Origin of the sequence: Reyranella sp., assembly GCF_965279625.1 — a bacterium.
Classification (GTDB): domain Bacteria; phylum Pseudomonadota; class Alphaproteobacteria; order Reyranellales; family Reyranellaceae; genus Reyranella.
Window position 1 is genome coordinate 5735416 of the sequence record NZ_OZ257251.1, and the last position, 24888, is coordinate 5760303.

Genomic DNA, 24888 nt, shown 5'->3' on the forward strand with positions numbered 1-24888 from the left:
CGCCGGAAGCAAATCGTGACGAGTTGTTCGTGTGCGATGGCGGAGAGCGATCGGGCGGTGGGTCGGACTGGTCAGAGATCACGCTCTTCCGCGCGCGACGCCGGTGGCAGCGTCAGATCGGTTCGACAAGCAGACGTATTCGCGCGCGCAGTCCGTGCGGCACGCAATCGTGCAGGGTGAGTATTCCTCCGTGATCGCGCGCGACCTCGAAGGCGATGGCCAATCCGAGCCCGAAGCCGCCGGGATCCTGTCGCGCGGTATCGGAGCGGTAGAAGGGTTCTAGAACGGCTTCCTTCTCCTCATCCCGGATGCCGGGGCCGTCATCCTCCACATCGATTACTGCCGTTTTGCCTTCCCCCTGCAATCGTACAACGACGCGTGTTCCGTACTTCGTCGCGTTCTGCACGAGATTGGTGATCGCGCGCGTGAATGCCTGGGGCCTCAACGTGGCGGCGAGCTTGTCGGGGCCGATATACTCGATCGTGTATCCCGCATCGGCAAAGTCGCTGCAGATGGATTCCAGCAGGGACGGCAGGTCCGCGCGGACGCGCGCTTCCCGTGCGCTGACGTGCCGGAGATTGGTGACGGCCTCCGAGATCGAGGACTCCATGAGCTCGATATCCCGCAGGATGCCCCGCCTTGCTTCTTCGCTGGCAACTTCCTCCGCGCGCAGCCGCAGTCGGGTGAGGGGGGTCCGCAGATCATGACTGATCGCCATCATCATCTGCGTGCGATCGTCGATCAGGCGGATGATACGATTGCTCATTCGGTTGAACGCGGCGGTAGCAAGCCGGATCTCGACAGGACCCTCTTCTGCGAGGGGCTGTGCCTGTCCTGCCACGCCGAATTTGTCGACGGCCAGGGAGAAGCGCCTCAGGGGGGCCACGATCCGGAGTGCAGTCCAGATCACCAGCGCGATGCTCAGGGCTGCGAGGAAAAGAAGGGGGGGCAGAAACGGCACCGGGGCTACGGGTGGCGGTTCGAGCTTCAGATCGAACCGCACCGCCGTCCCGTCGACGAGTGTCGTGGATACCGTCATCCAGTGGTTGGGTTGCTCGATGGCGGAAGTGACGTGGCTACCGCTTGGTAGGTCCCGCGCGATCAGCGAGATTATGGGATGGCTTCCCGCTGATGGTGTTTGCGGTCCCGCAGAGCCTGAGGGGAGCAGCTCGATCGTGAGATCGCTGCCGGCGTAGGCACTGGCGACGCTGGCACGGCCGGAGGGCGGAAGCACGTCCAGCACCCGAATGAGAGTGCCGATGCGCGTTGCGGCGCTGCGATGCGGATTGTCGGGCACCGCCTGGTCGTAGGGCAGATTGAAGATCACCAGCGTGATGACGCTGAGCGCCAGCACGCCCGATGTGAACACCAAAGCCGTGATCTGGACCGTGATACGACCCGACCGCAGCCAGTCTCGTACTCTCATTCGGACACGACTTCCGGGGTGAAGATATAGCCGCCGCTGCGGACCGTCTTGATCAGCTCCGGGTCCCGCGGGTCATGTTCGATCTTGCGCCGGATGCGACTGACCAGGATGTCGATGCTGCGGTCGAGCGGAGCGCCGGCGCGCCCCTGCGTGAGGTCGAGTAACTGGTCGCGGGTCAGCGTACGCTGGGCATGACGGCAGAAGGCGGTTAGGAGATCGAACTCCGCGCTTGTGAGGGTTATCCTGCTGCTCTCGGGATTGATGAGCTCGCGAGCGATGGTATTCAGTTGCCAGCCCGCGAAACGCATGATTGCAGGTGCGGCGGCTTCCAGGGTCGCCGGCATGGCGCTGGCACGCCGCAGGACTGCCTTGATGCGCGCCAGGAGCTCGTAGGGGTCAAATGGCTTGGCGATGTAGTCGTCCGCGCCCATCTCCAGCCCGACCACCCTGGCCGTCGGCTCGCCGCTCGCCGTCAACATGATCACGGGCATCGCGGAGTCGGCGCGGATGCGACGGCAGATGCTCAGACCGTCCTCTCCGGGCAGCATGATGTCGAGGATCATCAGGTCGATCCGGGCGGCGGACAGGATCTTGTCCATCGCGCGCGCGCAATCGGCGGCCGATACACGGAAGCCGTGCTTCTGCAGGAAGCGCGTCACCATGGTTCGGATCTCGCGATCGTCTTCGACGATCAGGATATGGGATGAGCGAGCCATCAGGCAGGATCATACAATGGCTTGCCGAACGAAACTGGTTTGATTTTTCGTTTGCGCACGCTGTCCCGTAGTACGTCCCTCAGAATGGCAAGGGGGGCATCGAACGGTCGATCTGCTTCTGCTGCTCGATTGAGAGAGTGGCCGTCAGCTTGCGCAAGGGGTCTTTGATCTTGCGGAGATGGGCCAGTTGACGGGCGGTTCGTTCTTCTGCCGTGTCCAGCCGTTGCAGGACGGAAAGATCTGCAGGCGTCGCTGGCAGCTTCGCGCAGGCCTGGCGCTCTTCCATGTCGCCTTCGGTCGCGACCGCGTCGAGTTCCTGCCACATTGGAAGCTGCTGCGGTGTGAGGTCGAGGCGCGCCTTCAGATAGGCCCGCGCGGCGGCCCGATGCGCCAGGCTGTCGGCGCAGACTTCCGCAAAGCCGGGCCATTCCGGCGACTGTGCATGGAGTGGTGGCCTTGGTATGCCTTCGCCGGGACCCCATGCCATGGCGGGGGAAAATGGAGGACGGCCCGGCGGCGGCGGCATCATCCCCGGCGAGGGCGGCAGGTTCGGGAGGGGGCCTGTACCGGGCGGCATTGGTTGTGCCGATACCGTCCAGGCGGCGGCGATCAAACCCAAGGCCCCGCCGAGTACCCAGTAGAATCGTGACATGTAGCGTCCCCAATTGTGCGCCCGGAGACACTCGCACAAGTTCAGCAAAAAGGAGCGGGGTGCGCCTTCTCAATTGGTGCCGACAGGTTTCTCGTTGCCTGTCCGAAACACATGGAAACAATATTCCGCGACTCGTCTCGTACCATCGCATCACGTGCGGGGCCGCTTCGCGGAGAGGCGCTTCCGGGGCTGGGGGCTTTCACTTGCAAGACTCGTTATGAGCCAGCTGAGCTTCTGGCGCAGCACGGCGGGGTGGATCTTGTAGTATGCCCGAACCAGCTCGAGCGTTTCGCGCCGGGACAGCAGGTCGAGCGAGGGCGGGACGTGGTCCTCCCGATCCGAGCGGGGCTTGCCTGTTACCCCGGATGCACCAGAAGCAGTTGCCGGGATTTCGTCGAAGAAGTAGGCGACCGGCACACCGAGAACCGCAGCGAATTCGAACAAGCGGCTCGCCCCCATGCGGTTCGCGCCGCGTTCGTACTTCTGCACTTGCTGGAAAGTGAGGCCGACCGAGCGTGCCAGCGCCGTCTGGCTCATGCCCAATAGCGACCGACGCTGTCGCATGCGGTTGCCGACATGTACATCGACGGGATGATAACCCAAAACAACCTCCCCGAGTGCTATCGGCTATCAGTGATTGGACAGAACGCGAGCGCTGACGCTGGCGATCGGCACGACGGCAAAGCCGTTCTGCCTGTGTCGGGCAGGGAGATCCGATCCCGCTAGCACGCGCATGGCGCACAGGGTGGAAATGAACAAGGTGATGAGGAGCATTGTCCGGCGTCCCGTCATGACTCTTGATAGCGCGCGATGCGTGGGCGTATCCACTAGTTGCGGCGGCGTATATGCTGCAACCTGTGTCTATTGATATTCGCGAAACATTTGGAAACGCAATTGGTGGCGAGCCGCAGATTTGTATCTGGGTGTGTCTGCCTTGGATGTCGTTACCGGCCGTTACAATGGCGCGCTTTGTCTAAAGGAGCCGACGCACCACATTGCCTGGAATGCTTCGTATCGCGTTGATCATGCTCATGAATGAGCGGGGAAAGTACATTGGCATCGTCGCGGCCTTGTCCTTCACGGCCTTCATGATGGTGCAGCAGCCGGCAATATTCCTTGGAATCCTGTCGCGGAGCACCGCGGTCATCACCGAGCTTCCGGTGGTCGACCTGTGGGTGGTGGACCCCAAAGTCGAGAATATCGACGATGCCAAGGCCCTGCAGGATACCCAGCTCTACCGGGTGAAAGGCATCACCGGTGTCGCCTGGGCGGTGCCCCTCTATCGCGGGTCGATCAAGGTGCGCCTCGCCGACGGCAATTCCGTCGCCAGCCAGATCATCGGCATAGACGATGCGAGCCTGATCGGGGGGCCGGCGCAAATCTCACAGGGCAATCTGAGCGATCTGCGCCAGAGCGATGCCGTGCTCGTGGATACAGCCAGCGCGAATGGACGGCTCGCGCAACCCAATGGTTCGGGGCCGGCGACGCCGCTCGGTATTGGATCGACCCTGGAGCTCAACGACAAGCGCGCCACCGTCGTCGGGCTTCATCAGGGCACGCCCGGCTTCCAGTCGCAGCCGGTCATCTACACGACCTATTCCCGTGCGAAGACCTTCCTGTCGTCTGAGCGCAAGATCCTCTCGTTCATCCTGGTCAAGTTGAAGGACCCGGCCGATGCGCCCCGCGTCGCGGCCGACATTCGCAAGTACACCGGGCTTGCGGCCTACACGAGCAAGGAATTCCGCAACCTCAGCCGCGAGTTTTTCCTGTTCAAGTCGGGTATCTTCCTGAACTTCGCGATCTCCTCGATCATCGCCTTCGCGATCGGCGGAGGTATCGCCGGACAGACCTTCTACAATTTCACGCTCGATCACCTGCGATATTTCGGCGTGCTCAAGGCGATGGGCGCCAGCAACAGGCTGCTTCTTGCGATGATCGCCTTTCAGGCATTGACCGCGGCCATGCAGGGCTTCGGTATCGGCATCGGTGCGGTGAGCTTCTTCGGGTCAAGCGGCAATTCCGGCCCCATCGCCTTCGAACTGAACCTCTGGCTGGTGGCGGCAGGCGCGGGGGCGGTCGTGACCGTCAGCCTGCTTGCCGCCGCGATTAGTGCGCGTCCCGTCATGCGTCTCGAGCCGGCGACGGTGTTCCGTGGCTGAGCCCCAAATAGCCATCCGCTGCCGGGGATTGACCAAGTCGTTCGGCGAGGGCGAAGCGCAGGTGAAGGCGTTGCGGGGCGTCGATCTCGACGTGCCGCTGGGCGAACTGCTGATGCTCGTCGGGCCATCGGGCTGTGGCAAGACGACCCTGATCTCCATCATCGCTTCGGTCCTGGATCATGATGGCGGCGACTGCCAGGTGCTCGGCCGCGATCTCGCGCGCCTGAACGCCAGTGAAAAGGCGAAGCTTCGCCGGGCCGACATTGGCTTCGTTTTCCAGTCCTACAATCTGATCCCGTCGCTCTCGTCGGCCGAGAACGTTGCGGTGCCCTTGCTTCTCAATGGAGTCGGGCGCCGTGAGGCACTGGCCAAGGCCGGGCGCGTTCTGGAAAGTCTGGGATTGGGGGGGCGCGGCGGCGGCAGACCGAATGACCTTTCGGGCGGCCAGCAGCAACGCGTCGCCGTGGCGCGGGCGCTCGTGCACGAGCCGCGGATCCTGGTGTGCGACGAGCCCACCAGCGCGCTCGACGAAAAGACCGGGGACACGCTCATGCAGCTCCTGCGTGAGGTCGCCCTGCGCGACGGTCGCGCCCTCGTCATCGTCACGCACGACAACCGGATCTTCAAGTATGCCGACCGCATCGCCACGATGAACGACGGTCAAATTGTCAGCATGGAATTGAAAGCATCATGAGAAGCAGGTTCAATCTGCTACTGCGTGTGGCAATCCCGGTGCTCGCCTTCGCCGGGCTCGCCTTCGCGCTCGTCATCGCGACACGGGCGAGCCGTCCTGCCGCGATCGCGGAGATCGTCGCTCAACCAGCGCAAGCCCCGTACGATTCCTACATCGCCGGCGCCGGTCTGATTGAGGCGGCCACCCGAAATGTCGAAGTGGCGACGCCTGTTTCCGGCGTGGTCGAGGAGATCTTCATCAAGGTGGGGGACAAGGTGCAGGCGGGGCAACCGCTGTTCCGCATCGAAGGCGCCGACGCCGAGGCCGATCTGCGGGTCAAGGACACGGCGGTCACATCGGCGCAGGCAAAGGTGAAGGAAGCGGAGGCGACGCTCGAGGATTATCGCCAGCAGTTGCGCAACGTCGAGCGCCTCGACACGCGCGCTGTCAGCGGCGAGGAGACCGCCAAGCGCCGCGCCAACGTGGCGATCTACACGGCGAAACTCACGCAAGCCATCGCCGATCTCGACAATGCCAAGGCCCAGCGCGACAGCGCGCGCGTTGCCATCGAGCGTCGCATCGTGCGCGCGCCGCTCGAGGGCGAGGTGTTGCAGGTTAACGTGCGCAAGGGCGAGTTCGCTGCCGCGGCCGTGAACGCGACGCCCTTGCTGCTGCTGGGTGAGACCAGCAGCTTTGCTGTTCGCGTCGACATCGACGAGAACGATGCCTGGCGGATGAAGGCGGGAGAGCCGGCGCGCGCCGCCGTCCGGGGCAACAGGGACCTCGCCACCGATCTGAAGTTCGCCTATGTCGAGCCCTATGTGAAGCCCAAGACCTCGCTCACGGGCTCTAGTACCGAGCGGGTCGACACGCGCGTCCTTCAGGTCGTCTACACGTTCGATCGCAACAGCATGCCCTCCTATATCGGGCAGCAGGTCGATGTCTTCATCAAGGCGCCGCCGCTGGCGAGCAGCACTGGAGCCCGGCCATGAGCGCCCTTCGATGGCTCGCCCTGACCGGCCTCGCCGCGATGCTGCCGGGCTGCATGGTCGGACCGGATTACACGACGCCGGACATCTCGACGCCGCAGACCTGGACCGAGGCCTCGACGCCCGGCGGCGTCTCGGCCGATGCCCGATGGTGGGATGCCTTCCATGACGACATCCTGGCCAAGCTGGTGCAGGATTCGACGGCGCAGAACCTTGACGTGGCCCAGGCCGTGGACCGGCTGGCCGAGGCCCGTGCCAACCTGGGCGCCACGCGGTCGGGCCTGTTCCCGACGCTGGACGGGAGCGCCTCAGGGACGGCCTCCCGCGGCGTGAGCTACGGCGTCGCCGGAAACAGCATGAACAGCTCCTCGGTGTCGACGTCGAGCAATACGTCCGTCGCCACCTCGGTGTCCGGCAGTGTCGGTATCGACGCGAGCTGGGAACTCGATCTCTGGGGCAAGACGCGGCGGTCGGTAGAGGCATACAAAGCCGAGGCGGAGGCGGCGGAAGCGGACGTTCGCTCGGCCCGCTTGTCCGTCGTCGGTGACGTCGCCAAGGCCTATGTCGACCTGCGCACGGCACAGCTGCGCATGCAGGTCGGCGAGGCGGCGGTCGGGCGTTATCGCGACACGCTGGCGCTCACCCAGGCGCGACTCAACGCCAACCTCGTCTCGGAGTCCGATGTCCTCAAGGCCAAGGGCTCGCTGGCCGCGGCGGAGGCCAACCTGCCACCGTTACGTTCGGCCGCAGCCGAGGCGCGACACAAGCTCGCCGTGCTGATGGCCCGGTCGCCCACTGATCTCGACGCCTGGCTCGGCGTCAGCAAGGCGCTGCCGCGTTTCCAGGGCGCGATCGACACGGGCATCCCGGCGGATCTCCTGCGGCGCCGCCCGGACGTGGTGAAATCCGAGCGTAAGCTGGCGGCCGCGACCGCGCGCATTGGCGTGGAGCAGGCGAAGCTGCTGCCGGCCATCTCCCTGACCGGCAACATTGGCGCAAGCCAGACCAATATCAGCGGCGTCTCGATCGGCGTGCCGGGCACCTGGTCGATCGGCCCCTCCATCAGCCTGCCGATCTTCAATGCCGGCAAGCTGGGCTACCAGAAGGATGCCGCGATCGCTCAAGCCAACCAGGCGGCCGGAGCCTATCGAGCCTCCGTGCTGGCGGCTCTGCAGGACGTGGAGAACGCCTTCGCGAACTATCGCGCCGACCGGCAGAAGGCCGTCACCCTGACCGCCGCCGTTGCGAACTACGGCTCGGCCCTGAAGCTCGCGAAAGACCTCTACAGCCGGGGCCTCACGAGTTTCCTCGATGTCCTCGAAGCCGAGCAGTCGCTCTATAGCAACCAGGATTCACTGGCTGTGGTCGAGGGCCAGGTGCTGAAGGACATCGTGGCGATCTTCAAGGGCCTTGGCGGCGGTTGGTAGCCGGCGCCGGAGACTTCAAGGTTACGGGCGGGAACTCATGGCGATCTTGTCCAGCACGGGCAGGATGTATTCACGGAACTTCGTCGGGTTCTCGCTCATCGGGAAGTGGCCGAGTTCCTTCATGACCTGTACCTGCGCGCCGGCAATCTGCGACGCCGTGCGCAGCGTGTCCTCGGCGGTGCAGGAGAAGTCGTACTCGCCGGTCAGCAGATAGAGCGGGCAGAACTCGGTGTCGATCGACTTCACCTTCTCGCGCAGATCGCCGTCGACCCGATAGAAATAGAGATCGCCTTTGAAGATGCCGGGGCCGCCCTGCATGTACATCCACAGCGTCTCGTGGCGACTGACCGGCGGGCTTTGCGGCGCGATCAGGCCTGAGATCAGAGCGGCGCAGACTTCGCCGCCATGGACGTCGGGACGGTGCAGCCACGCCGTGTCGTACCACGGCTGCTGGAAATCGGCGGCTTCGAGCGCCACGAGGGCACGGAACTCGGCTGCGTGTTCGATGGCGAGGTTGAGCACGATGCGGCCGCCGATGGAGCAGCCCATCACCACCGGCCGGTCGAGTTCCAGGGCCTGGCAGAAAGCGCGGATCGCGGCGGTGTAGGAGGCCGTGGTCAGGCGGTACTCGGTCGTCTCCCAGCCGTCCGGTGGCGTCGACTTGCCATGCCAGGGCATGTCGAACGCGATCACGCGGAAGCGGCTGGTGATCTCGGGGTCGGCGAGGAGATGGCGGAACTGGCGACCGTCGGCGCCCGCCGTGTGCAGGCAGACGAGGGGGATCCCGCTACCGGCCTCCTCGAAGTACAGGCGATGCGGCGTGCCGTCGATGTCGAGCCGCAGGTAACGGCCGACCATTGGGTCGAAAACGGGCGCCATGTCAGGGGGCCTCCGGCAGGCGGCGGGGCAGGGCCAGCAGGTCCTTGAAAACCTGCAGGTTCTGCAGCAGCGGCCGCAGATCGCCTTCGAGCGAGGCGGCGCCGCGCTTGGTGAGCGCGAACAGGTCGTGCCAACCGGGCTCGGGCATTTTGCGCCAGTGATGCCGCCACGCTTCGTCGCTGCCGCGTACAGTAAAGGCAGTGGATCGCATCAGGCGCGTTCCGCGATCGAAGGAGGCGAGGGTGCCGTCCCTAAAGGTCAGATGGAAAGGCTCGCTACCGATGTCGATCCTGCACTCGACGTTCAGCCAGCGGCCGCGTCTCAGGAGGTCGGCATCGTCAGACAGGAGGTCGGGCAGCCTCGCGAAACAATCTGCAGGTATCATTCCTGCAGTATGTACTCGATCGTAGACCCGTCGGAAGCCTTGAAAGAGGCCTTCACCCAGCGGCCCCGATCATCGAACCACTGATCCATCTGAACATCGCCGGTATAGGAATATCGCGTCGCCTCAAGGGTGCCGTTGGCCGTCTTGATGGTCTCGCGGCCCCTGGGCGTGATCTGGACCTTCGCGAGCGCGCCGTTCTGGCTGTTGAGCATCGCCGACTGTTTGACCTGGTTCAGATTCCAGTGGGTCGACGGAAGCGTGCCTGCCGGGAGCGTTTCCTGCTTGGCACCGCCCTGCTGGAAGCCGACATCGTCGGCCGACAATTTCGGTGCGCTGCCACCGTCGCGGACGACTGCAACACCAGCGGCGTTTTGCTTGGCCTTCACGCCGTACTTGGTGCCGTTATCATCGGTCTGGGTCGAGATCGATTCGAACGTGTTGCCGTTCCAGACCTCTTGGCCGCGATGCATGTAGCGATACATGGTCAAGCCGAGCGCCTTGACCGCAAAGTCGATCGAGGTCGTCACGACACGCTTGTCGCCACTCTGCTGGAAGGTGAGCGTGTGCGTACCGATCCGCTCGCCATTGCGGAAAGCGGCAAAAACGTGGCTTTGGCCATACGGCAGGTCCTGCGCGGCCAGCACTCCTGCCGAGTTGCAGAAGCCCGCCGTCATCAACGCAAGCAGTAGACGTCGCATCATGGGTCAGCTCCTGAGCCATTATACGCTCTTAGAAGCCCCTGGATCAGCCCCCCTCAAACGACCCGGTCGGTCCTCAACCTGGCAATGTCGTCAGCGCCGTAGCCCAGTTCCTGCAGAATCTGGTCCGTGTGCTCCCCCAGGGTCGGCGCGCGGCGCCGGATGGTGAGGGGGGTGCGCGATAGCTTCACCGGCTCCTGGAGGACCGGCACGCCCATCTTGGCGCCCGGATAGTCCATCGAGTGGAAGAATCCGGCTTCCTGCACGTGCTTGTCGTCGAGCGTCTGCTGCGGCGTGTACACGGGACCGGCCGGAATGCGGCTGGCTTCGAGCGCCGCCAGTGTTTCCGCGACCGTGCGGCTGTCGCACCATTTCTGCATGATCGCCGACAGGGCCTCGCCATTGTCGCCGCGCGCGAGGTCGTCCTTGAAGCGCGGATCGGCCGCCAGGCTCTCGTCACCCATCAGCTTGCACCAGCGCACGAACAGGGGCTGGCCGATCGTCATGGCGTAGATCCAGCCGTCCTTGCACTTGAACGTGTCGGACGGGCCCGCGGTGAAGCCGCGGTTGAGGGTGGCGATGCGGTTGAGGTCGAGCATCGCCTGCTCGATCAGGTGGCCGTTGGTGATGTTGATGGCGGTGCGCAGCAGGGCGGTTTCGACCTTCTGGCCCTTGCCGCTCTTGGCGCGGTCCATCAGGGCCGCGAGCACGCCCACGGTGTTGAGCAGCGCGGTGCCGAAATCGACGAAGGGAGCGTTCATGCGGGTCGGCGTTTCGCCGTCGCCCGAGAGGTGCATGGCGCCCGACATCGCCTGGCCGATCGTGTCGAAGCCGACGCGGGTCTTGTAGGGGCCTTCCGAGCCGAAGGTCGAGGTGGTGGCGAGGATGATGCGCGGGTTGATGGCCGAGATGGTCTCGTAGTCGATGCCCATCTTCTGCAGGTCTTCGTAGGGCAGGTTGGCGATCACCACGTCGGAAGCCGCGACCAGCTTCTTCACGATCTCGCGGCCCTCGGGCTTCATCGGATTGAGGGTGAGGCCGAGCTTGTTGCGGCCCATCTGGAGGAACATGGCGCCTTCGCCGCCCTCGACGACCGGCGTCACCCAGCGATCCTCGCTGCCCTCGAGCTTCTCGACCCGGATCACCTCGGCGCCGAGATCAGCCAGCATGGTGCCGCAGAACGGACCGGCGATGTAGCGGCCGAAATCGAGTACGCGGATGCCTTCAAGAACGCCTGACATATGCCTCTGCCTCCCTTGCGCCAGCCTCGACAGGGCTGGCTGCGACGGAGCATTAGCAGAGGTCGGGGAGCGGTTCTATTCGAAGACCGCGCCCGTTCCGGCGCCGGCTAGTCGAAGAAGGTATTGGGCTTCAGGAAGATCGCGAGCATGAGGCAGCCTTCGTCGGTCCAGGCATCGTGGCGGCTGCCGGCCCGTCGCCAGACATAGTTGCCGGCGCGGCACACGCCGGCGTGGTCGGCAAACGATCCCTCGAGCACGTAGGTCTGTTCGATGGCGACATGCTCGTGCGCGGGCAGGCGGGCGCCCGGCGCCCAGCGCATCAGCACGGTCGAGAGGCCGGTTTCCTTCTGCTCCATCAGGATCTTCCACTCGACCCCGGGGAAGCGGGTCGGCTGCCAAGGCACCCTGGCGACATCGACATAGGTTGAATCCGGGACGATGCCGGCCAGTGTCTCGACGTTCATGCGGCGACCTCTCGCTGGGCAGTGACGGGGACGCGGACGCTAACGCTGACACTGACCATCAAAATGCAAAGGGCCCCGAAGCGCAAGCTTGGGGCCCTTTTCAGAGTATTGGAGGAGGGGATCAGCCCTCTTCTTCGACGAATGCTTCTTTGCGCGCCTTCTTGAAGCTGGGCAAGGCCATCAGGAGTAGCAGGACCGCCGTCGTGATGAGCAGGCCCAGGCTGATCGGCCGTTCGAGGAAGACCATCGGATCGCCACGCGAAAGAAGCATGGCGCGCCGGAAGTACTCCTCCATCTGCGGCCCCAGCACGAGGCCCAGCAGGAAGGGAGCGCCTTCGCAGCCCAGTTTGACGAAGACGTAGCCCAGCACGCCGAAGATCGCGACCTGCATGACGTGGAACGTGCTGTTCTGGAGACTGTATGCCCCGATGCAGCAGAAGAGCAGGATCGCCGGTGCCAGGAAGCGGTACGGCACCGTCAGCAGCTTCACCCAGATGCCGATCATCGGCAGGTTGATGATGACCAGCATGGCGTTGCCGATCCACATCGAGGCGATCATGCCCCAGAAGAGGTCCGGCTTTTTGGTCATGACCTCAGGCCCCGGCTGGATGCCCTGGATGATCATGGCACCCACCATCAACGCCATGACGGCGTTGGAGGGAATGCCGAGGGTGAGCATCGGGATGAACGAGGTCTGGGCGGCGGCGTTGTTGGCCGCCTCCGGTGCCGCAACACCCTCGACCGCACCCTTGCCGAACTGGCCGGGGTTCTTGGAGAGCTTCTTCTCGAGCGTGTAGGCCGAGAAGGCGCCGAGGGTCGGGCCGCCGCCGGGCAGAACGCCAAGCGCCGCGCCCAGGAAGGTGCCGCGCAGTGCGGCGGGAATGGCGCGCCTGACTTCTTCCATGGTCGGCCACAGCGAGGTCACCTTGATGGTGCCGCCGGTGCGGGTCAGATGTCGCTCCAGATTCACGACGATCTCGGCGATGCCAAAGAGACCCATGGCAATCGGCGCGAAGTCGATGCCGTCGCTCAGCTCCGGAATGTCGAAGGTGAAGCGCTGGGCGCCGGTGTTCACGTCGGTGCCGACCAGTCCGAACAGCAGGCCGAGGAAGATCATGGCGATCGCCTTGACCACCGAGCCGCTGGCCAGGATGACCGCGGCGACGAGGCCTAGGGCCATCAGCGAGCAGTAGTCCGCAGGGCCGAACTTCTGCGCCATGCGTGTCAGCGGTTCCGCGAACAGCACGATGATGATGGTGCCGACGGTGCCGGCAAAGAACGAGCCGACCGCGGAGATCGACAGTGCCGCGCCGGCACGGCCGTTGCGGGCCATCTGGTAGCCGTCGAGACAGGTCACGACCGAGGAAGCTTCGCCCGGCAGGTTCACCAGGATCGACGTCGTCGAACCGCCATAGGCCGCGCCGTAGTAGATGCCGGCCAGCATGATCAGCGAGGCCGTGGGCGGCAGGTGGAAGGTGATCGGCAGCAGCATGGCGATGGTCGCCACCGGCCCGATACCGGGAAGAACGCCGATCAGGGTGCCGAGGAGGCAGCCCAGCAGCGCGTAGGTCAGGTTCTGGAAGGAGAGGGCGACGCTGAAACCCAGCGTGAGATTGTCGAGCAGATCCATCTCACCAGACTCCGCGCAGGATGTAGATGTTCATGCCCAGCCCGACCTTGAAGACGAGCGTGCAGAGGACGGAGAGGACGACGATGTTGCCGATCACCTCCACGAGCTTGAATTCCTCACCGGCCAGGGAGGCAATCATGATGAGAACGACCAGAGCAGGGATCAGTCCGGCACGCTCGAAGAGCAGCGCGAAGCAGACGATGCCTAGGGTGACCAGGGTGATCGGCTTCCACTTGGGCCGTTCGACCGGCTCACTGCCGCTCACCACAGCGATGATGCAGACCAATACTCCCAGACCCAGCAACGTCAGGGACAGCATCCGCGGCACATAGCCCGGTCCCATTCGGACGGGCGTGCCAAGTGCGAGCTTCTGCCCGAAATATAGCGCGACCAACCCGAAGCCAATGAACATCAGCCCGGACAAGAAGTCCTTGCTTAGGAATCGATTCAACGATGCCTCCCCAGAAACGCGTAGTCTTCGATGTGCTGTTGGGTCCAAACCCCTGGACCGCCAACAGCTAAACACAATTCGGCCGCTTTGCCCAAGTGCCAAGTGCAATACAAGTGCTAAGTGCACTACCTAAGCAGCAGACAGGCTGCGATTATGGCCAGGCAAAGCGCGAACAAGCGCCGCAGCAGGGACACGGGGACCCTCGCGGACCATCGCGCCGCGATCGGCGCGACAAAGAGCGCAGGCAGGGAGAGGGCCGCAACGCAAAACATCGCCACATCGCCTAGCGCGTCGCCGGGACGGCCCGGCGCGTCCCGATCCATCTGCAGAAAGACAAGGGTCGCGGGCACGGCGATCATCAGATTGAAGAGGGCGCCGGCCCCGATCGCTCGTTTGATGGAAAATGAGAACAGCGTCAGGACGGGTGTGCTCAATGTTCCACCCCCGACCCCGACGGCGGCCGCCAAGCCCCCGACCAGGGCGGGCGAGAGGTGAGAGAGGAGACCCCTAGGCTCGCTGTGCCCAATAATGAGGCGGTCACCCGCCGCCATCTTGAGGGCGAGCGCCGCCGCCACCACCGCAAACAGCGTGGTCAATACCTTCGTGGGCGCCAGAGGGCTCAAGGCCAACCCGACGATGGCGCCGGCCATCAAGGCCGGCAGCCAGGCCCGGACCAGCTCGCGATCGATCGTTCCGGCACGCCAGTGCGCCGCTGCGGCCGTGATCGAGGCTATAAGAATGCTCGCCTGGGCCGTACCCACGGCGAGGGGCACCGCTTGCGTTTCCGCGACGCCCTGAAACTCGAATATTTCCAGCAGGATAGGGACAGCTACGATGCCGCCGCCCACACCCAGGAGGCCGGCCAGCAAGCCGATGAGAATACCCGTCCCGAGCAGCGCCGCCCAAGCGGCCGGCGGGTAGGCCGCTAACAGAGATTCCACGTCAATGTCCCCGTTGGTCGATATTGCATGCGCACCAGCGGGCGAGCAAACTCCCGGCCAATATGAACGGTCGTTCAGGAGGTTTTCGGGTGTCACGGCGAGGGGACGACTATATCGGCACGATGGCGGTGCAGGAAAAGCATCGGTTCGACGAGCAGTCGCTCGGCCGCTTCATGTCCGCCCATGTGGACGGATTCACACTGCCGGTGCGCGTCGAGCAGTTCAAGGGGGGGCAATCCAACCCGACCTACCGGCTGACCGATGGCGCGGAGCGCCGCTACGTGCTGCGCCGCAAGCCGCCGGGAAAGCTCCTGCCTTCCGCCCATGCGGTCGACCGGGAATTCCGGGTAATCTCGGCCCTCAATCGCACCGACGTGCCGACCCCCCGGGCCTACGCGCTCAGCGACGACGAAAGCGTCGTGGGCACGCCTTTCTACATAATGGAATATTGCGACGGCCGCGTGCTGTGGGATCCGCTGCTGCCGGACGTACCGAAAGAAAGCCGGCAGGACATCTACCGCGCCAAGTTCGAGGCGCTGGCCCGCCTTCACCGCGTCGACTATGCGGCTCTCGGCCTTGCCGATTTCGGGCGGCCCGGCAGTTACGTCGCCCGCCAGATCTCGCGTTGGGGCAAACAGTACAAGGCGTCGGAGACCGAGAAGATCGAGTCGATGGACCGGCTGTTCGACTGGCTGCCCGCCAACCTTCCCACGAACGACGAGACGGTGCTGGTCCACGGTGATTATCGCCTCGACAACATGATCTTCCACGCCACCGAGCCGCGCGTGCTGGGCATCATCGACTGGGAGATCTCGACGCTCGGCGACCCGCTGGCCGAACTCTCCTATCTCTGCATGCTTTGGCGCACGCCCAAGGACTGGGGTGGCCTGCAGGGACACGATCTCGGCGAACTCGGCCTTCCGACCGAGGCCGAGATGGTGGACTACTACAGCACCCTGTCGAAGCGCTCCGTCCCGGAGCCCGCGCTCTGGGAGTTCTACATGGCCTATAATCTATTCCGGGTGTCATGCATCCGTCAGGGTGTTTACGCCAGGTCACTCGACGGCACGGCGGCCAACATGCGCGCGGCCGACTCGGGCAAGCTGGTCAAGCCCGCAGCCGATCTCGCCTGGGAGATCGTGAGCAACATGTCCGGAGCCTCACGATGAGCAAGCGCAAGACGATCCTCGCCGACGAAGAGCCCGCAGAAGTCATCGCCGAACGCGAATCGCGTCCGCCGGTCGAGGCGATCCGCGCCGCGGCCTTCGCCCAGTTCGCCGAGCGCGGTTACCCGGTTGTGACGGTGCGCGACATCATGAAGGCCTGCGGCTTGACGCAGGGCGCCCTTTACAATCACTTCAAGTCCAAGGACGAGCTGCTGCACGACATCATCGCCTCGACACAGGGCGAGCTGGAGCGGCTCTGCCAGCAGGCGGTGGCAGGGGCGGGCGGTGATCCCCGCGCCGAACTGGCGGCTTTCGTGCGGGTCTATGTCATGCGCCATTGCCGGCTGCGCATAGAGGCGCTTGTCGCCAACCGGGAAATCGGCTGGCTGGACACCGCGCGCGTGGCCGACATTCGCCGCAGCCGGCGCGCCATCCGTGACATCGTCGTAGCGATCCTGAAGCACGGCGTCGAACGCGGCGCCTTCGATCCGCCGCGCGTCGAGGGAAATCACGATCTCAAGGCGATCGCAATGGCGCTGCTCGACCAGTGCACCCATGTCTCGATGTGGTACGGTCCGGGGGGCGATCTCACTGAACAGCAGATGGCGAAACTCTACACCGACATGGCCTTGCGCATGGTCGGCGCCGCGCCGCAGACCGCTTAAGAAGATCTGGAGCAGCAGAGTATGTTGATTCGCGTCGCAGCCCTGGTTGCGTTGCTGGCTTCGCTGATCGGCTGCACGCCGGACTCCGACGCCGCGCCGCCGTCCGGCCGCAACACGGCGATGGCACCTGCGCCCGGAGACGTGCCCGCAGCGCGCTGGCATGCCGTGCTGATTGCCGGCGACAACAACAGCCCGTCCTTCGACAACGGTATCGATGCGCTCCGCGACAAGCTGTCGGCGCGCGGTGTGCGGGATATCCGCCTGCTCACCTCGGACCCGGGGCGCAACCCGTCGGCCGAGGTCGCCAGCGCGGCGAACGTCTCGAATGCGCTGCGCAATGCAGGAGGCGCCGGGGCCTGTCTCGCCTTCATCACCAGCCATGGAAATGAAACCGGCGTCTTGCTGCGGCAGGCCAACGGCGTCATCCGGCCCGCCACGCTCGACAACGCCCTGGACGCGGGCTGCGGCACGCTGCCAACGGTCGTTGTCGTCTCGGCCTGCCACAGCGGGGTCTTTCTGACTTCTTCCATGCGGCAGCCCAACCGGGTGGTGCTGACGGCCGCCGCGGCCGATCGCGTGAGCTTCGGCTGCGGCGCGGGCGACCGCTTCACCTACTACGACCAGTGCCTGCTGCAGCAGTTCGATGCCGCCTCGACCTGGGGCCAGCTTGCCCAGGCCACGCGGGCCTGCGTGCAGAACCTCGAGAAGAGCATGGGCATCCGCACGCCGTCGCAGCCGCAGATCTTCGTCGGATCCGCGGTCGCGAACCTTCGCCTGCCGGGGCGCTAGATTCGCTCCATCGCCATGTCGCGCAGGCGGGCGCGCTGGATCTTGAATCCGTTGGGCGAGGGCGTCTTGGGGAAAGCGTCGAGCGCGAAGACCCGCATCGGCACCTTGTAGTTGGCGAGGCCGTGTTTGCAGTGCGCGATGGCAGCGGCCTCGTCGAGCGTCGCGCCGGGCGCGAGGATCACGAAGGCGACCGCGCGCACGCCGTCCGGGCGTGGCACCGCGATGGCCTGGCAGCCGGCGATGCCGGGCAGCTTCTGCAGATGGGTCTCGATCTCGAGCGGATTCACCAGGAAGCCCGAAAGACGCAGCACATCGCCCATGCGGCTCAGAAAGGTGAACCCGCCGTTTCCGTCGAGCTCGGCGAGGTCGCCGGTGCGGACATAGCCGTCGGCGGTCACGGTCTCGGCAGTGGCCTTTTCGTCACCGTAGTAGCCGACCATGAGCGACGGGCCCGCACATTCGAGCGCGCCGGGTTGGCCGACGCCCAGCAGTTCGCCGGTCTCCGGATCGCGGACGCGGACATGGCCGAGCGGCGAAACGGGAACGCCACCACCCTTCTTGCGGCGCGCGACCTCGGTGTCGATCGGCTGCAGGGAATAGAGCGCCTGCACCTCGCTCATCCCATAGAGGCCGCAAAGTCGGAGACCGCGCCGTTCTGCGGTTTCCGCGATGTCATCCAACGACGCGTTGAAGGCGGCGTAGCCCGCCCACTTCACCGAGGGGAAGGGGCAGTCGCCGGGCGCGGCGTCGAGCAGTCGGGCGAACATGTCGTCGCTGCCGAACAGGGTGGTCGGCCGATGACGCGCGATCAGTCGTCCGATCTCGTCGATCTCGGAGGAATCGACCAGCACGCAAGGCCTGCCGGCCGCGAGAGTCGCCATCGTCTGGTCGAAGCCGTAGACGCCGCACAGCGGCAGGATCGAGAGCGATAGGGTATCGCGCGCGGTGAGGCCGAAGGCGCGCGCGACCTGCTGGGCGTGGCTGGCGATCGCGCCCTGGCGGTGCAGCACGAATTTGGGTGCGCTCGTGGTCCCTGAGGTCGTGAAGATGTTGCAGGGGGCGCTGGCCTTCGCATTGTTCAGGCCGAGTCGAGGTCGCGACAGCAATCGCTCGAATGGCACGCGCCGCAGCCGCTCGATGGCAGCCGGGATCGACACGGGCTCGTCGCCCACGGTGACGATGGCTGCGAGCCTGTCGAGGGCTTCGGGTTCGATGTCAGCCAGGATGGACAGAAAGTCGATGCGCCGGAAGCCGGGCGCGCAGGCCAGCACCTTGGCGCCGGAGCGCGCGACGATGTCAGCGACCTCGACGGCGCGATAGCGCGTGTTCACGGCGACGGCGATGGCGCCGAGGCGTATGCAGGCGAGATAGAGGATCGGATAGGCCGGCACATTGGGCAACCAGAGCGCCACGCGATCGCCCGGGCCTATGCCGAGGTCGGCAAGCCCCTGGGCCGCGCGTCGCGCGCTCTCGGTCAGCTCGAAGAAGGAAATCGTTCGGTCGCCGTGCAGGAAGGCCGGGGCGTCGGGAGTCTGCACTGCGATGTCGGCGACGAGCGTCCAGACATCGGCGGCGGGTTGGGCGAGAGGCATGCGCGCGGAGACTACCCGAAGACGGCTTCATCACAAGCGGGGCAACTTGACCCGGCACGCTGCTTGCCTAAGGCTCGCCATTGGGGATTGGGAGTCGTGATGTTCCGTCGAAGTCTGCTTGCCGCTCCGTTCATCCTCGCCGCTGCCTCGGCACGCGCGCAGCAATGGGTGCCGAAACAGCCGATCAAGATCCTGGTGGGCTATGCGCCCGGCGGCACCGCCGACATCGTCGCCCGCATCGCGGCTGAGACGATCCAGCGACAGCATGGCTACACTGTGATCGTCGACAACAAGACCGGTGCCGGCGGCTTCATCGCGCTCAAGGCCGTGGCCCAGGCACCGGCCGATGGTTACACGGTGGGCATCGGCATCATGGGCCAGCTCGCGGTTGGACCCGTCGTGCCGGGATCGCAGATCCCCCTCGATCTCGACAAGGATCTGACTCCGATCTGCAATCTGGTCGGCGTGCCGATGGCCCTGATCGTGCGCGTGGATGCCCCATTCAAGACCATCCCCGAGTTCGTTGCCTACGCAAAGGCCAATCCCGGCAAGGTGAGCTATGCCTCCACCGGCCTCGGCTCGACCAACCAGCTCGGCGCGGAGTTCCTCGCCGCCGAAGCGGGCGGCCTGAAGCTGATCCACGTTCCCTATCGTGGCGGCGCGCCCGCCATTGCCGACGTCGCGGCTGGAAACGTGGACGTGTTCTTCGGCAACGTGTCGGAGCTGATCGGCCAGGCGCGCGGCGGCAAGGTGCGGGTGCTCGCGCTCGCGGCGACGAAGCCGACGCCGCTCGCCCCCGAACTGCCGCTGCTCACGAAGGACATTCCGGCCCTCGACATCAACAACTGGTTCGGACTGATGGGACCGGCCGCCCTGCCGGCCGATATCAAGGCCGCCCTCGCCAAGCTCTTCATGGAGGCGATCGCCGATCCTAGGAATGGCGAAACGCTGGCCAAGCAGGGACTTGAGCCGATCGACCAGGGGCCCGATGCTTTCGCCGCCTACATCGCCAAGGACCGCGAGCGTTGGGCGAGGGTCGCCAAGCAAGGCAATGTAAGAGCCGAATAGCAAAGGAAGTGTAATGAGTGCGCCGCTTTCCCTCGGAATCGACATCGGGGGAACTTTCACCGACCTCGTCATTCATGATCCGCGCACCGGGCGGGCCGTCATCTGGAAGGAAAGCACGACACCTGACGATCCTGCCCGAGGGGCGCTCGAAGGCACGCGGCGTGTACTGGAGAAGGCGGGCGCCAGGCCGCAGGATATCGGCCGCGTCGTCCATGCCACCACGCTGTTCACCAACGCGCTGATCGAGCGCAAGGGCGCGAAGACGGGCCTGCTCACGACCGCGGGCTTCGGCGACGTGTTGGAGATCGCGCGCGAGCGGAAGTACGAGCTCTACGATCTCTTCATCGAGATGCCGAAGCCACTGGTGCCGAGGCCATGGCGGCGCGAGGCGAAGGAACGGCTCGGGCCCGACGGTTCGATCGAGATCGCACTCGATGTCGAGGCGGCGCTGGCCGAAGTCGCCGATCTGGCGGAGCAGGGCGTGGAGAGCCTCGCCATCTGCTTCCTGCATTCCTATGCAAATGCCGCGCACGAACGCGCGATCGGCGCGGCGGTGGCCGAGCGCTTCCAGAACCTGTCGATTTCGCTGTCGTCCGACATCGCGCCGGAGATCCGCGAGTATCTGCGGGCCAGCACGACGGTCGCCAACGCCTATGTGCGGCCGCTGGCCGAGATCTATCTCGAACGGCTCGAGCAGGCGCTGCGGGACGAGGGCATTCCGGGCGGACTGTTCCTCATGCTGTCCAATGGCGGCCTCACCCATGTGAGCGAGGCCAAGCGGGCGCCGGTGCAGCTTCTCGAAAGCGGGCCCGCGGCCGGCGCGCTGGCCGGCGCGTGGTTCGGCCGCAACGCCGGGCTGGAGCGCGTGCTGGCGTTCGACATGGGCGGCACGACCGCCAAGCTGGCGCTGGTCGACGACGGCGAGCCGCTCGTCGCCTGGGGCTTCGAGGCGGCGCGCGAGAAGCGCTTCCTGCGCGGCTCGGGCCTGCCGATGCAGATCGCCACGGTCGAGCTGATCGAGATCGGCGCCGGCGGCGGCTCGATCGCGCACAGGAGCGACTTGGGGACCTTGAACGTCGGGCCCGAGAGCAGCGGCGCGCAGCCGGGACCGGCCTGCTATGGCCGCGGCGGCACCGAGGCGACGGTGACCGACGCCGACCTGACCCTTGGCTATCTCAACGCCGACTTCTTCCTGGGCGGGGCCATGAAGATCGACGCGGTGGCGACGAACGCCGCTTTCGGAAAACTGGCCGGCGCTTTGGGCGTCGAGTCGGGGCGTGCAGCCTTCGGCGTGCACGACGTGGTGAACGAGAACATGGCTGGCGCGGCGAGGGTCGCGATCGCCGAGCGCGGCCGTGTGCCCTCCGAGTACGCACTCCTCGCGACGGGCGGAGCGGGCCCCGTCCATGCCTGGCACGTGGCGCGCAAGCTCGGCGTCAGCCGCGTCGTCTGCCCGCCGGGCGCGGGCGCGGGCAGCACCATTGGCATGCTGATGGCGCCGGCGCGCGTTGATCGCGTGGCGAGCTTCACGACCGCGCTGGCGGGTGCGGATCTCGCCGCCGCGGATCGCCTCTTCGCCGATCTCGAGAAGGAAGCACTGGACGTGCTGCACTTGACCGGCGCCGATGTCGAGAACCGAACCGTTCGACGCCTCGCCGACATGCGCTACATCGGGCAGGGCAGCGAGATCACCGTCGTGCTGCCGAAGATCCTCAGCGAGAGTGAGGTGAAGACGTCCTTCGAAGCAGCCTACAAGGCGCTGTTTGCGCGCACGCCGCCGGGGGCGGCGATCCAGTTCGTGGCCCTGCGCCTCTCGGTCAGCGCGCCGATGCCCGGCACCGGCGGCAAGCTCGAACTGCCGCGACATGCTTCGGCGACCGCCCTCAAGGGCACACGGCCCGTGTTCTTCCCCGACGAAGGCAAGACGCTCCCGACGCGCGTCTGGGACCGCTACGCGCTCGAACCCGGCGTGAGCATCGACGGGCCCGCGGTCTTCGAGGAGAACGAGAGCACCTTCATCGTCGGCCCGAACTCCACGGCCCGGCTGCTGGCCGACGGCTCCATTCTGGCGGAGGCAAACTGATGTCGCGCACTTTCGATGCCATCGAACTGGAATTGTTGTGGCGCCGGCTGATCTCGCTGGTCGACGAGGCGGCGGCGGCCATGGTGCGCACGTCGTTCTCGACGCTGGTGCGGGAGAGCTACGACTTCTCCTGCGTCGTGACCGATGCCTCCGGCCAGTCGCTGGTGCAGGCGAGCGAGAGCATCCCGAGCTTCATCGGCACCCTGCCCGAGACCGTGAAGCACTTCCTGCGTCACTTTCCGGAAGACCAGCTCTCGCCGGGTGACGTGCTGATCACCAACGACATCTGGCTGGGCACCGGCCATCTGCCGGACGTGACCCTGGCCAAGCCGATCTTCCGCAACGGCAAGCTGATCGCCTTCAGCGCCACCACGGCGCATGTGCCCGACATCGGCGGCAAGATCAGGAGCCCCGAGCCCCGCGAAGTCTTCGAGGAGGGGCTGCAGATCCCGCCGATGAAGATGATGGCGGCCGGCAAGACGGATGAAACGCTGGTGGCGCTGATCCGCAAGAACGTGCGTACGCCCGACCAGACGATGGGCGACCTCTACGCGCAGATCGTGGCGCTCGACCTCATGGAAGACCGGCTGCTGGTGCTGATGGAGAATTACGGCCTGCCCGATCTCACCGATCTGGCGCGCGAGATCCAGGGGCGTTGCGAGGCGGCGATGCGCGCGGCGATCCGTGAGCTGCCGGATGGAACCTATCGCAGCGAGCTCAAGACCGACGGCATCATGGACAGGCCCATCACCATCAAGATGGCGCTCACCATCAAGGGCGACGAGATCCTGATCGATTTCGCCGGCACCGATGCGCAGGTCGACCGGGCCATCAATTGCGCCATGTGTTACACGAACGCGATGTGCATGTATGGGGTGAAGGTCTGCACCAACTCCAACCTGCCCAACAATGAAGGCGCGTGGCGGCCGATCACGCTGACCGCGCCGCCGGGCTGCATCGTCAACCCGCAATTCCCCGCGCCGGGCGGGTCCCGCATGCTGATCGGCCATTACATCCCGATGCTGGTGTTCGGCTGCCTGGGCCAGATCGTGCCCGAGCGCGTGATGGCGGCCTGCGGTTCGCCGATGTGGGGTATGAACCAGTCGGGCGTGCGGGAAGGCGGCAAACCCTACGCCAACATGTTCTTCTACAATGGCGGCATGGGCGGCAACATCCAGAGCGACGGCGTCACCTGTCTCTCTTGGCCGTCCAACGTCAGCTCGACCTCGATCGAAATCAGCGAGCACATCGCGCCGCTGCGCTTCCATCACAAGAAGCTGCGCCCTGACTCGGGCGGCGCCGGGCGTCATCGCGGCGGGCTGGGGCAGGAAATCCGGATCGAGAGTCGCAGCGACACGCCGATCGCCGTTTCGTTCCTTGCCGAACGCACGATCTTTGCGGCTTTCGGCATCGAGGGCGGCAAGGACGGCGCGCCGGGCGAGCTGCGCATCAACGGCGAGAAGACCGATCCCAAGAAGCAGTACGTACTGAACAAGGGCGATACGGTCTCGCTGGGCACGCCGGGCGGCGGCGGTCATGGCGATCCCAAGCTGCGCTCCGCGGGCGCGCTCGCCGCCGATATCGCGGCGGGATACGTGACGGCAGCGTCAGCATATCAGGGTGACGACTAACGCGGCGATTGAACCTCCGGGCAGCGGTCGATACGCTCGCTGCAAATAAAAGCCAACCGGAGGAAACAATGAAGCTGTTCGCTGCCGCGTCCGCGGCACTATGCGCTGTCGCTTTGGCCGCTGTTTCCCCGGCCAACGCACAATCCAACGCCGGGGGCAAAGTCTGCGACAAGCCTCAGCAGATGGAGGGCTTCAAGACCTGCGCCGACATCGCCAAGGCGAAGGCGGAAGGCGCGTTCACGCTCTATTCAACGGATCCCGAGCAGGGACAGGTCAAGCTGCTGGCCGCCTTCAACAAGGTGTTCCCGGAGATCAAGACCAGCTACGTCCGACTGCAGGCCGGCGCGCTTTACGCCAAGGTGCTGTCGGAGCGCCAGGCTAAGTCCTACCTGGTCGACGTCATCCAGCTCTCCGACATGGGCATGATCCTGGATATGCAGCGGAAGGGCGGCTTCCGGCAGTACGTCTCGCCCGAGATGCAGTTCTTCCCCAAGGAGGCGAAGAGCCAGCCGGAAGGATTCTGGACCTGGGGGTCGGTCATCATGGCCGGCATCGCCTACAACCCGAACCAGGTATCGGCCGCCGACGCACCCAAGAAGTGGGAGGACCTGCTCGATCCGAAGTGGAAGGACAGCATCAACGTCAAGGTGTCGAACTCGGGTCTGCAGCACGGCGTCTGGTACATGCTGATGCCGATCCTCGGCATGGACTACTTCAAGAAGTTCGGCGAGCAGAAGCCGCGAGCCTTCGATTCCTACGTCCAGCAGTACGGCCGCCTCGTTGACGGCCAGGACAAGGTCATCATGGGCGCCCAGTATTCGGGCTACATCGAGTTCAAGGCCAAGGGCGCACCGCTCGCCTTCGTCTTCCCGGAAACCGGCGTGCCCGCGGTGCCCGAGACCTACGGTATCGTCGACCAGGCGCCGCATCCCAACGCTGCCGAACTGTTCATGGACTGGTTCCTCTCGCCGGTCGGCCAGAAGGCGCTCGCCGACGCCCTGTTGCTGCATTCGCCGCGTCCGGACGTCCAGCCGCCGGGTGGAGCCGACACCGTACCGCTCAGCAAGATGAAGCTGCTCACGCCGGCTGACTGGAATGCGTTCGAGAAGGATCGCCCGGCTTTCGCCAAGGAGTGGAATCGCATCGTCGGTACCGGACGCTAG

Annotated in this window: 24 protein-coding genes; 11 read left to right on the forward strand and 13 right to left on the reverse strand. The window is 65.3% G+C overall.

The genetic code is table 11. From position 1 onward, the window contains the following. Positions 1-112 precede the first annotated feature (112 nt). From ACQY78_RS27810 to ACQY78_RS27825, 4 genes are all read right to left on the reverse strand, one after another. Positions 113-1426: an ATP-binding protein gene (locus ACQY78_RS27810; RefSeq protein WP_428681421.1), complete on the reverse strand. Its 1314-nt coding sequence runs from the start codon at positions 1424-1426 to the stop codon at positions 113-115. Beyond that, positions 1423-2142, reverse strand: coding sequence for a response regulator (locus ACQY78_RS27815; RefSeq protein ID WP_428681423.1), 720 nt, complete (start codon positions 2140-2142; stop codon positions 1423-1425). Before ACQY78_RS27815 ends, ACQY78_RS27810 begins: the two co-directional genes overlap by 4 nt. Positions 2143-2221: 79 nt before the next feature. Then, complete coding sequence (locus tag ACQY78_RS27820) at positions 2222-2794, reverse strand: Spy/CpxP family protein refolding chaperone (protein ID WP_428681425.1); 573 nt, start codon at positions 2792-2794, stop codon at positions 2222-2224. A gap of 150 nt (positions 2795-2944) precedes the next feature. After that, positions 2945-3358, reverse strand: a complete 414-nt coding sequence (locus ACQY78_RS27825) for a helix-turn-helix domain-containing protein (protein ID WP_428686523.1) — start codon at positions 3356-3358, stop codon at positions 2945-2947. 467 nt (positions 3359-3825) lie between these two features. On the opposite strand from ACQY78_RS27825, the gene ACQY78_RS27830 reads away from it, so the two are divergent. The 4 genes from ACQY78_RS27830 to ACQY78_RS27845 all read left to right on the forward strand — a co-directional run bounded on the left by ACQY78_RS27830 (position 3826) and on the right by ACQY78_RS27845 (position 8042). Beyond that, positions 3826-4953 carry an ABC transporter permease gene (locus ACQY78_RS27830; protein ID WP_428681427.1) on the forward strand — a complete coding sequence of 376 codons (1128 nt, stop codon included), beginning with the start codon at positions 3826-3828 and terminating at the stop codon, positions 4951-4953. A gap of 61 nt (positions 4954-5014) precedes the next feature. Continuing rightward, on the forward strand, positions 5015-5647 hold the full coding sequence (locus ACQY78_RS27835; RefSeq protein WP_428681429.1) for an ABC transporter ATP-binding protein: 633 nt from the start codon (positions 5015-5017) through the stop codon (positions 5645-5647). Beyond that, entirely contained in the window at positions 5644-6618 is a 975-nt protein-coding gene (locus ACQY78_RS27840) for an efflux RND transporter periplasmic adaptor subunit (protein WP_428681431.1), read from the forward strand. The genes ACQY78_RS27835 and ACQY78_RS27840 overlap by 4 nt, the downstream gene beginning before the upstream one ends. Next, positions 6615-8042: an efflux transporter outer membrane subunit gene (locus ACQY78_RS27845; RefSeq protein ID WP_428681433.1), complete on the forward strand. Its 1428-nt coding sequence runs from the start codon at positions 6615-6617 to the stop codon at positions 8040-8042. Before ACQY78_RS27840 ends, ACQY78_RS27845 begins: the two co-directional genes overlap by 4 nt. Positions 8043-8063: 21 nt before the next feature. Here the strand turns inward: ACQY78_RS27845 and ACQY78_RS27850 are convergent, their stop codons facing one another. From ACQY78_RS27850 to ACQY78_RS27885, 8 genes are all read right to left on the reverse strand, one after another. Next, positions 8064-8921 (reverse strand): alpha/beta fold hydrolase, encoded by an 858-nt coding sequence (locus ACQY78_RS27850; protein ID WP_428681435.1) that lies wholly within the window; start codon positions 8919-8921, stop codon positions 8064-8066. Between the two features lies 1 nt (position 8922). Then, entirely contained in the window at positions 8923-9132 is a 210-nt protein-coding gene (locus tag ACQY78_RS27855; protein WP_428681437.1) for a hypothetical protein, read from the reverse strand. A gap of 170 nt (positions 9133-9302) precedes the next feature. Further along, complete coding sequence (locus ACQY78_RS27860; RefSeq protein ID WP_428681439.1) at positions 9303-10007, reverse strand: DUF6134 family protein; 705 nt, start codon at positions 10005-10007, stop codon at positions 9303-9305. 53 nt (positions 10008-10060) lie between these two features. Beyond that, positions 10061-11245, reverse strand: a complete 1185-nt coding sequence (locus ACQY78_RS27865; protein WP_428681441.1) for a CaiB/BaiF CoA transferase family protein — start codon at positions 11243-11245, stop codon at positions 10061-10063. 107 nt (positions 11246-11352) lie between these two features. Then, a complete protein-coding gene (locus tag ACQY78_RS27870; protein ID WP_428681443.1) occupies positions 11353-11709 on the reverse strand; it encodes a cupin domain-containing protein in 357 nt (118 codons plus the stop codon). Between the two features lie 121 nt (positions 11710-11830). Continuing rightward, positions 11831-13339 (reverse strand): tripartite tricarboxylate transporter permease, encoded by a 1509-nt coding sequence (locus ACQY78_RS27875; protein WP_428681445.1) that lies wholly within the window; start codon positions 13337-13339, stop codon positions 11831-11833. Position 13340: 1 nt separating this feature from the next. Next, positions 13341-13790, reverse strand: a complete 450-nt coding sequence (locus ACQY78_RS27880; protein WP_428681447.1) for a tripartite tricarboxylate transporter TctB family protein — start codon at positions 13788-13790, stop codon at positions 13341-13343. A 125-nt stretch (positions 13791-13915) separates the two neighbouring features. Then, positions 13916-14731, reverse strand: a complete 816-nt coding sequence (locus tag ACQY78_RS27885) for a sulfite exporter TauE/SafE family protein (RefSeq protein WP_428681449.1) — start codon at positions 14729-14731, stop codon at positions 13916-13918. Positions 14732-14853: 122 nt separating this feature from the next. Here ACQY78_RS27885 and ACQY78_RS27890 point away from each other — a divergent pair, with 122 nt between their 5' ends. Genes ACQY78_RS27890 through ACQY78_RS27900 form a run of 3 tightly spaced genes read left to right on the forward strand, consistent with a single transcriptional unit; the run spans position 14854 to position 17351 of the window. Further along, a complete protein-coding gene (locus ACQY78_RS27890) occupies positions 14854-15900 on the forward strand; it encodes a phosphotransferase (RefSeq protein ID WP_428686525.1) in 1047 nt (348 codons plus the stop codon). Then, a complete protein-coding gene (locus tag ACQY78_RS27895) occupies positions 15897-16562 on the forward strand; it encodes a TetR/AcrR family transcriptional regulator (RefSeq protein ID WP_428681451.1) in 666 nt (221 codons plus the stop codon). The genes ACQY78_RS27890 and ACQY78_RS27895 overlap by 4 nt, the downstream gene beginning before the upstream one ends. Before the next feature lie 21 nt (positions 16563-16583). Continuing rightward, positions 16584-17351 (forward strand): C13 family peptidase, encoded by a 768-nt coding sequence (locus tag ACQY78_RS27900; protein ID WP_428681453.1) that lies wholly within the window; start codon positions 16584-16586, stop codon positions 17349-17351. Here the strand turns inward: ACQY78_RS27900 and ACQY78_RS27905 are convergent. Then, positions 17348-18943 carry an AMP-binding protein gene (locus ACQY78_RS27905; RefSeq protein ID WP_428681455.1) on the reverse strand — a complete coding sequence of 532 codons (1596 nt, stop codon included), beginning with the start codon at positions 18941-18943 and terminating at the stop codon, positions 17348-17350. The two genes, ACQY78_RS27900 and ACQY78_RS27905, sit on opposite strands and share 4 nt — an antisense overlap. Before the next feature lie 99 nt (positions 18944-19042). Between ACQY78_RS27905 and ACQY78_RS27910 the strand changes: the two genes are divergently transcribed. The 4 genes from ACQY78_RS27910 (at position 19043) to ACQY78_RS27925 (ending at position 24888) form a co-directional block, all read left to right on the forward strand. After that, the gene (locus ACQY78_RS27910) at positions 19043-20011 is read left to right on the forward strand and encodes a Bug family tripartite tricarboxylate transporter substrate binding protein (protein ID WP_428681457.1); all 969 of its coding nucleotides are present in this window, start codon (positions 19043-19045) and stop codon (positions 20009-20011) included. A gap of 13 nt (positions 20012-20024) precedes the next feature. Then, a complete protein-coding gene (locus ACQY78_RS27915; RefSeq protein ID WP_428681459.1) occupies positions 20025-22094 on the forward strand; it encodes a hydantoinase/oxoprolinase family protein in 2070 nt (689 codons plus the stop codon). Continuing rightward, the gene (locus ACQY78_RS27920) at positions 22094-23725 is read left to right on the forward strand and encodes a hydantoinase B/oxoprolinase family protein (RefSeq protein WP_428681461.1); all 1632 of its coding nucleotides are present in this window, start codon (positions 22094-22096) and stop codon (positions 23723-23725) included. The genes ACQY78_RS27915 and ACQY78_RS27920 overlap by 1 nt, the downstream gene beginning before the upstream one ends. 68 nt (positions 23726-23793) lie before the next feature. Next, positions 23794-24888, forward strand: a complete 1095-nt coding sequence (locus ACQY78_RS27925; protein WP_428681463.1) for an ABC transporter substrate-binding protein — start codon at positions 23794-23796, stop codon at positions 24886-24888.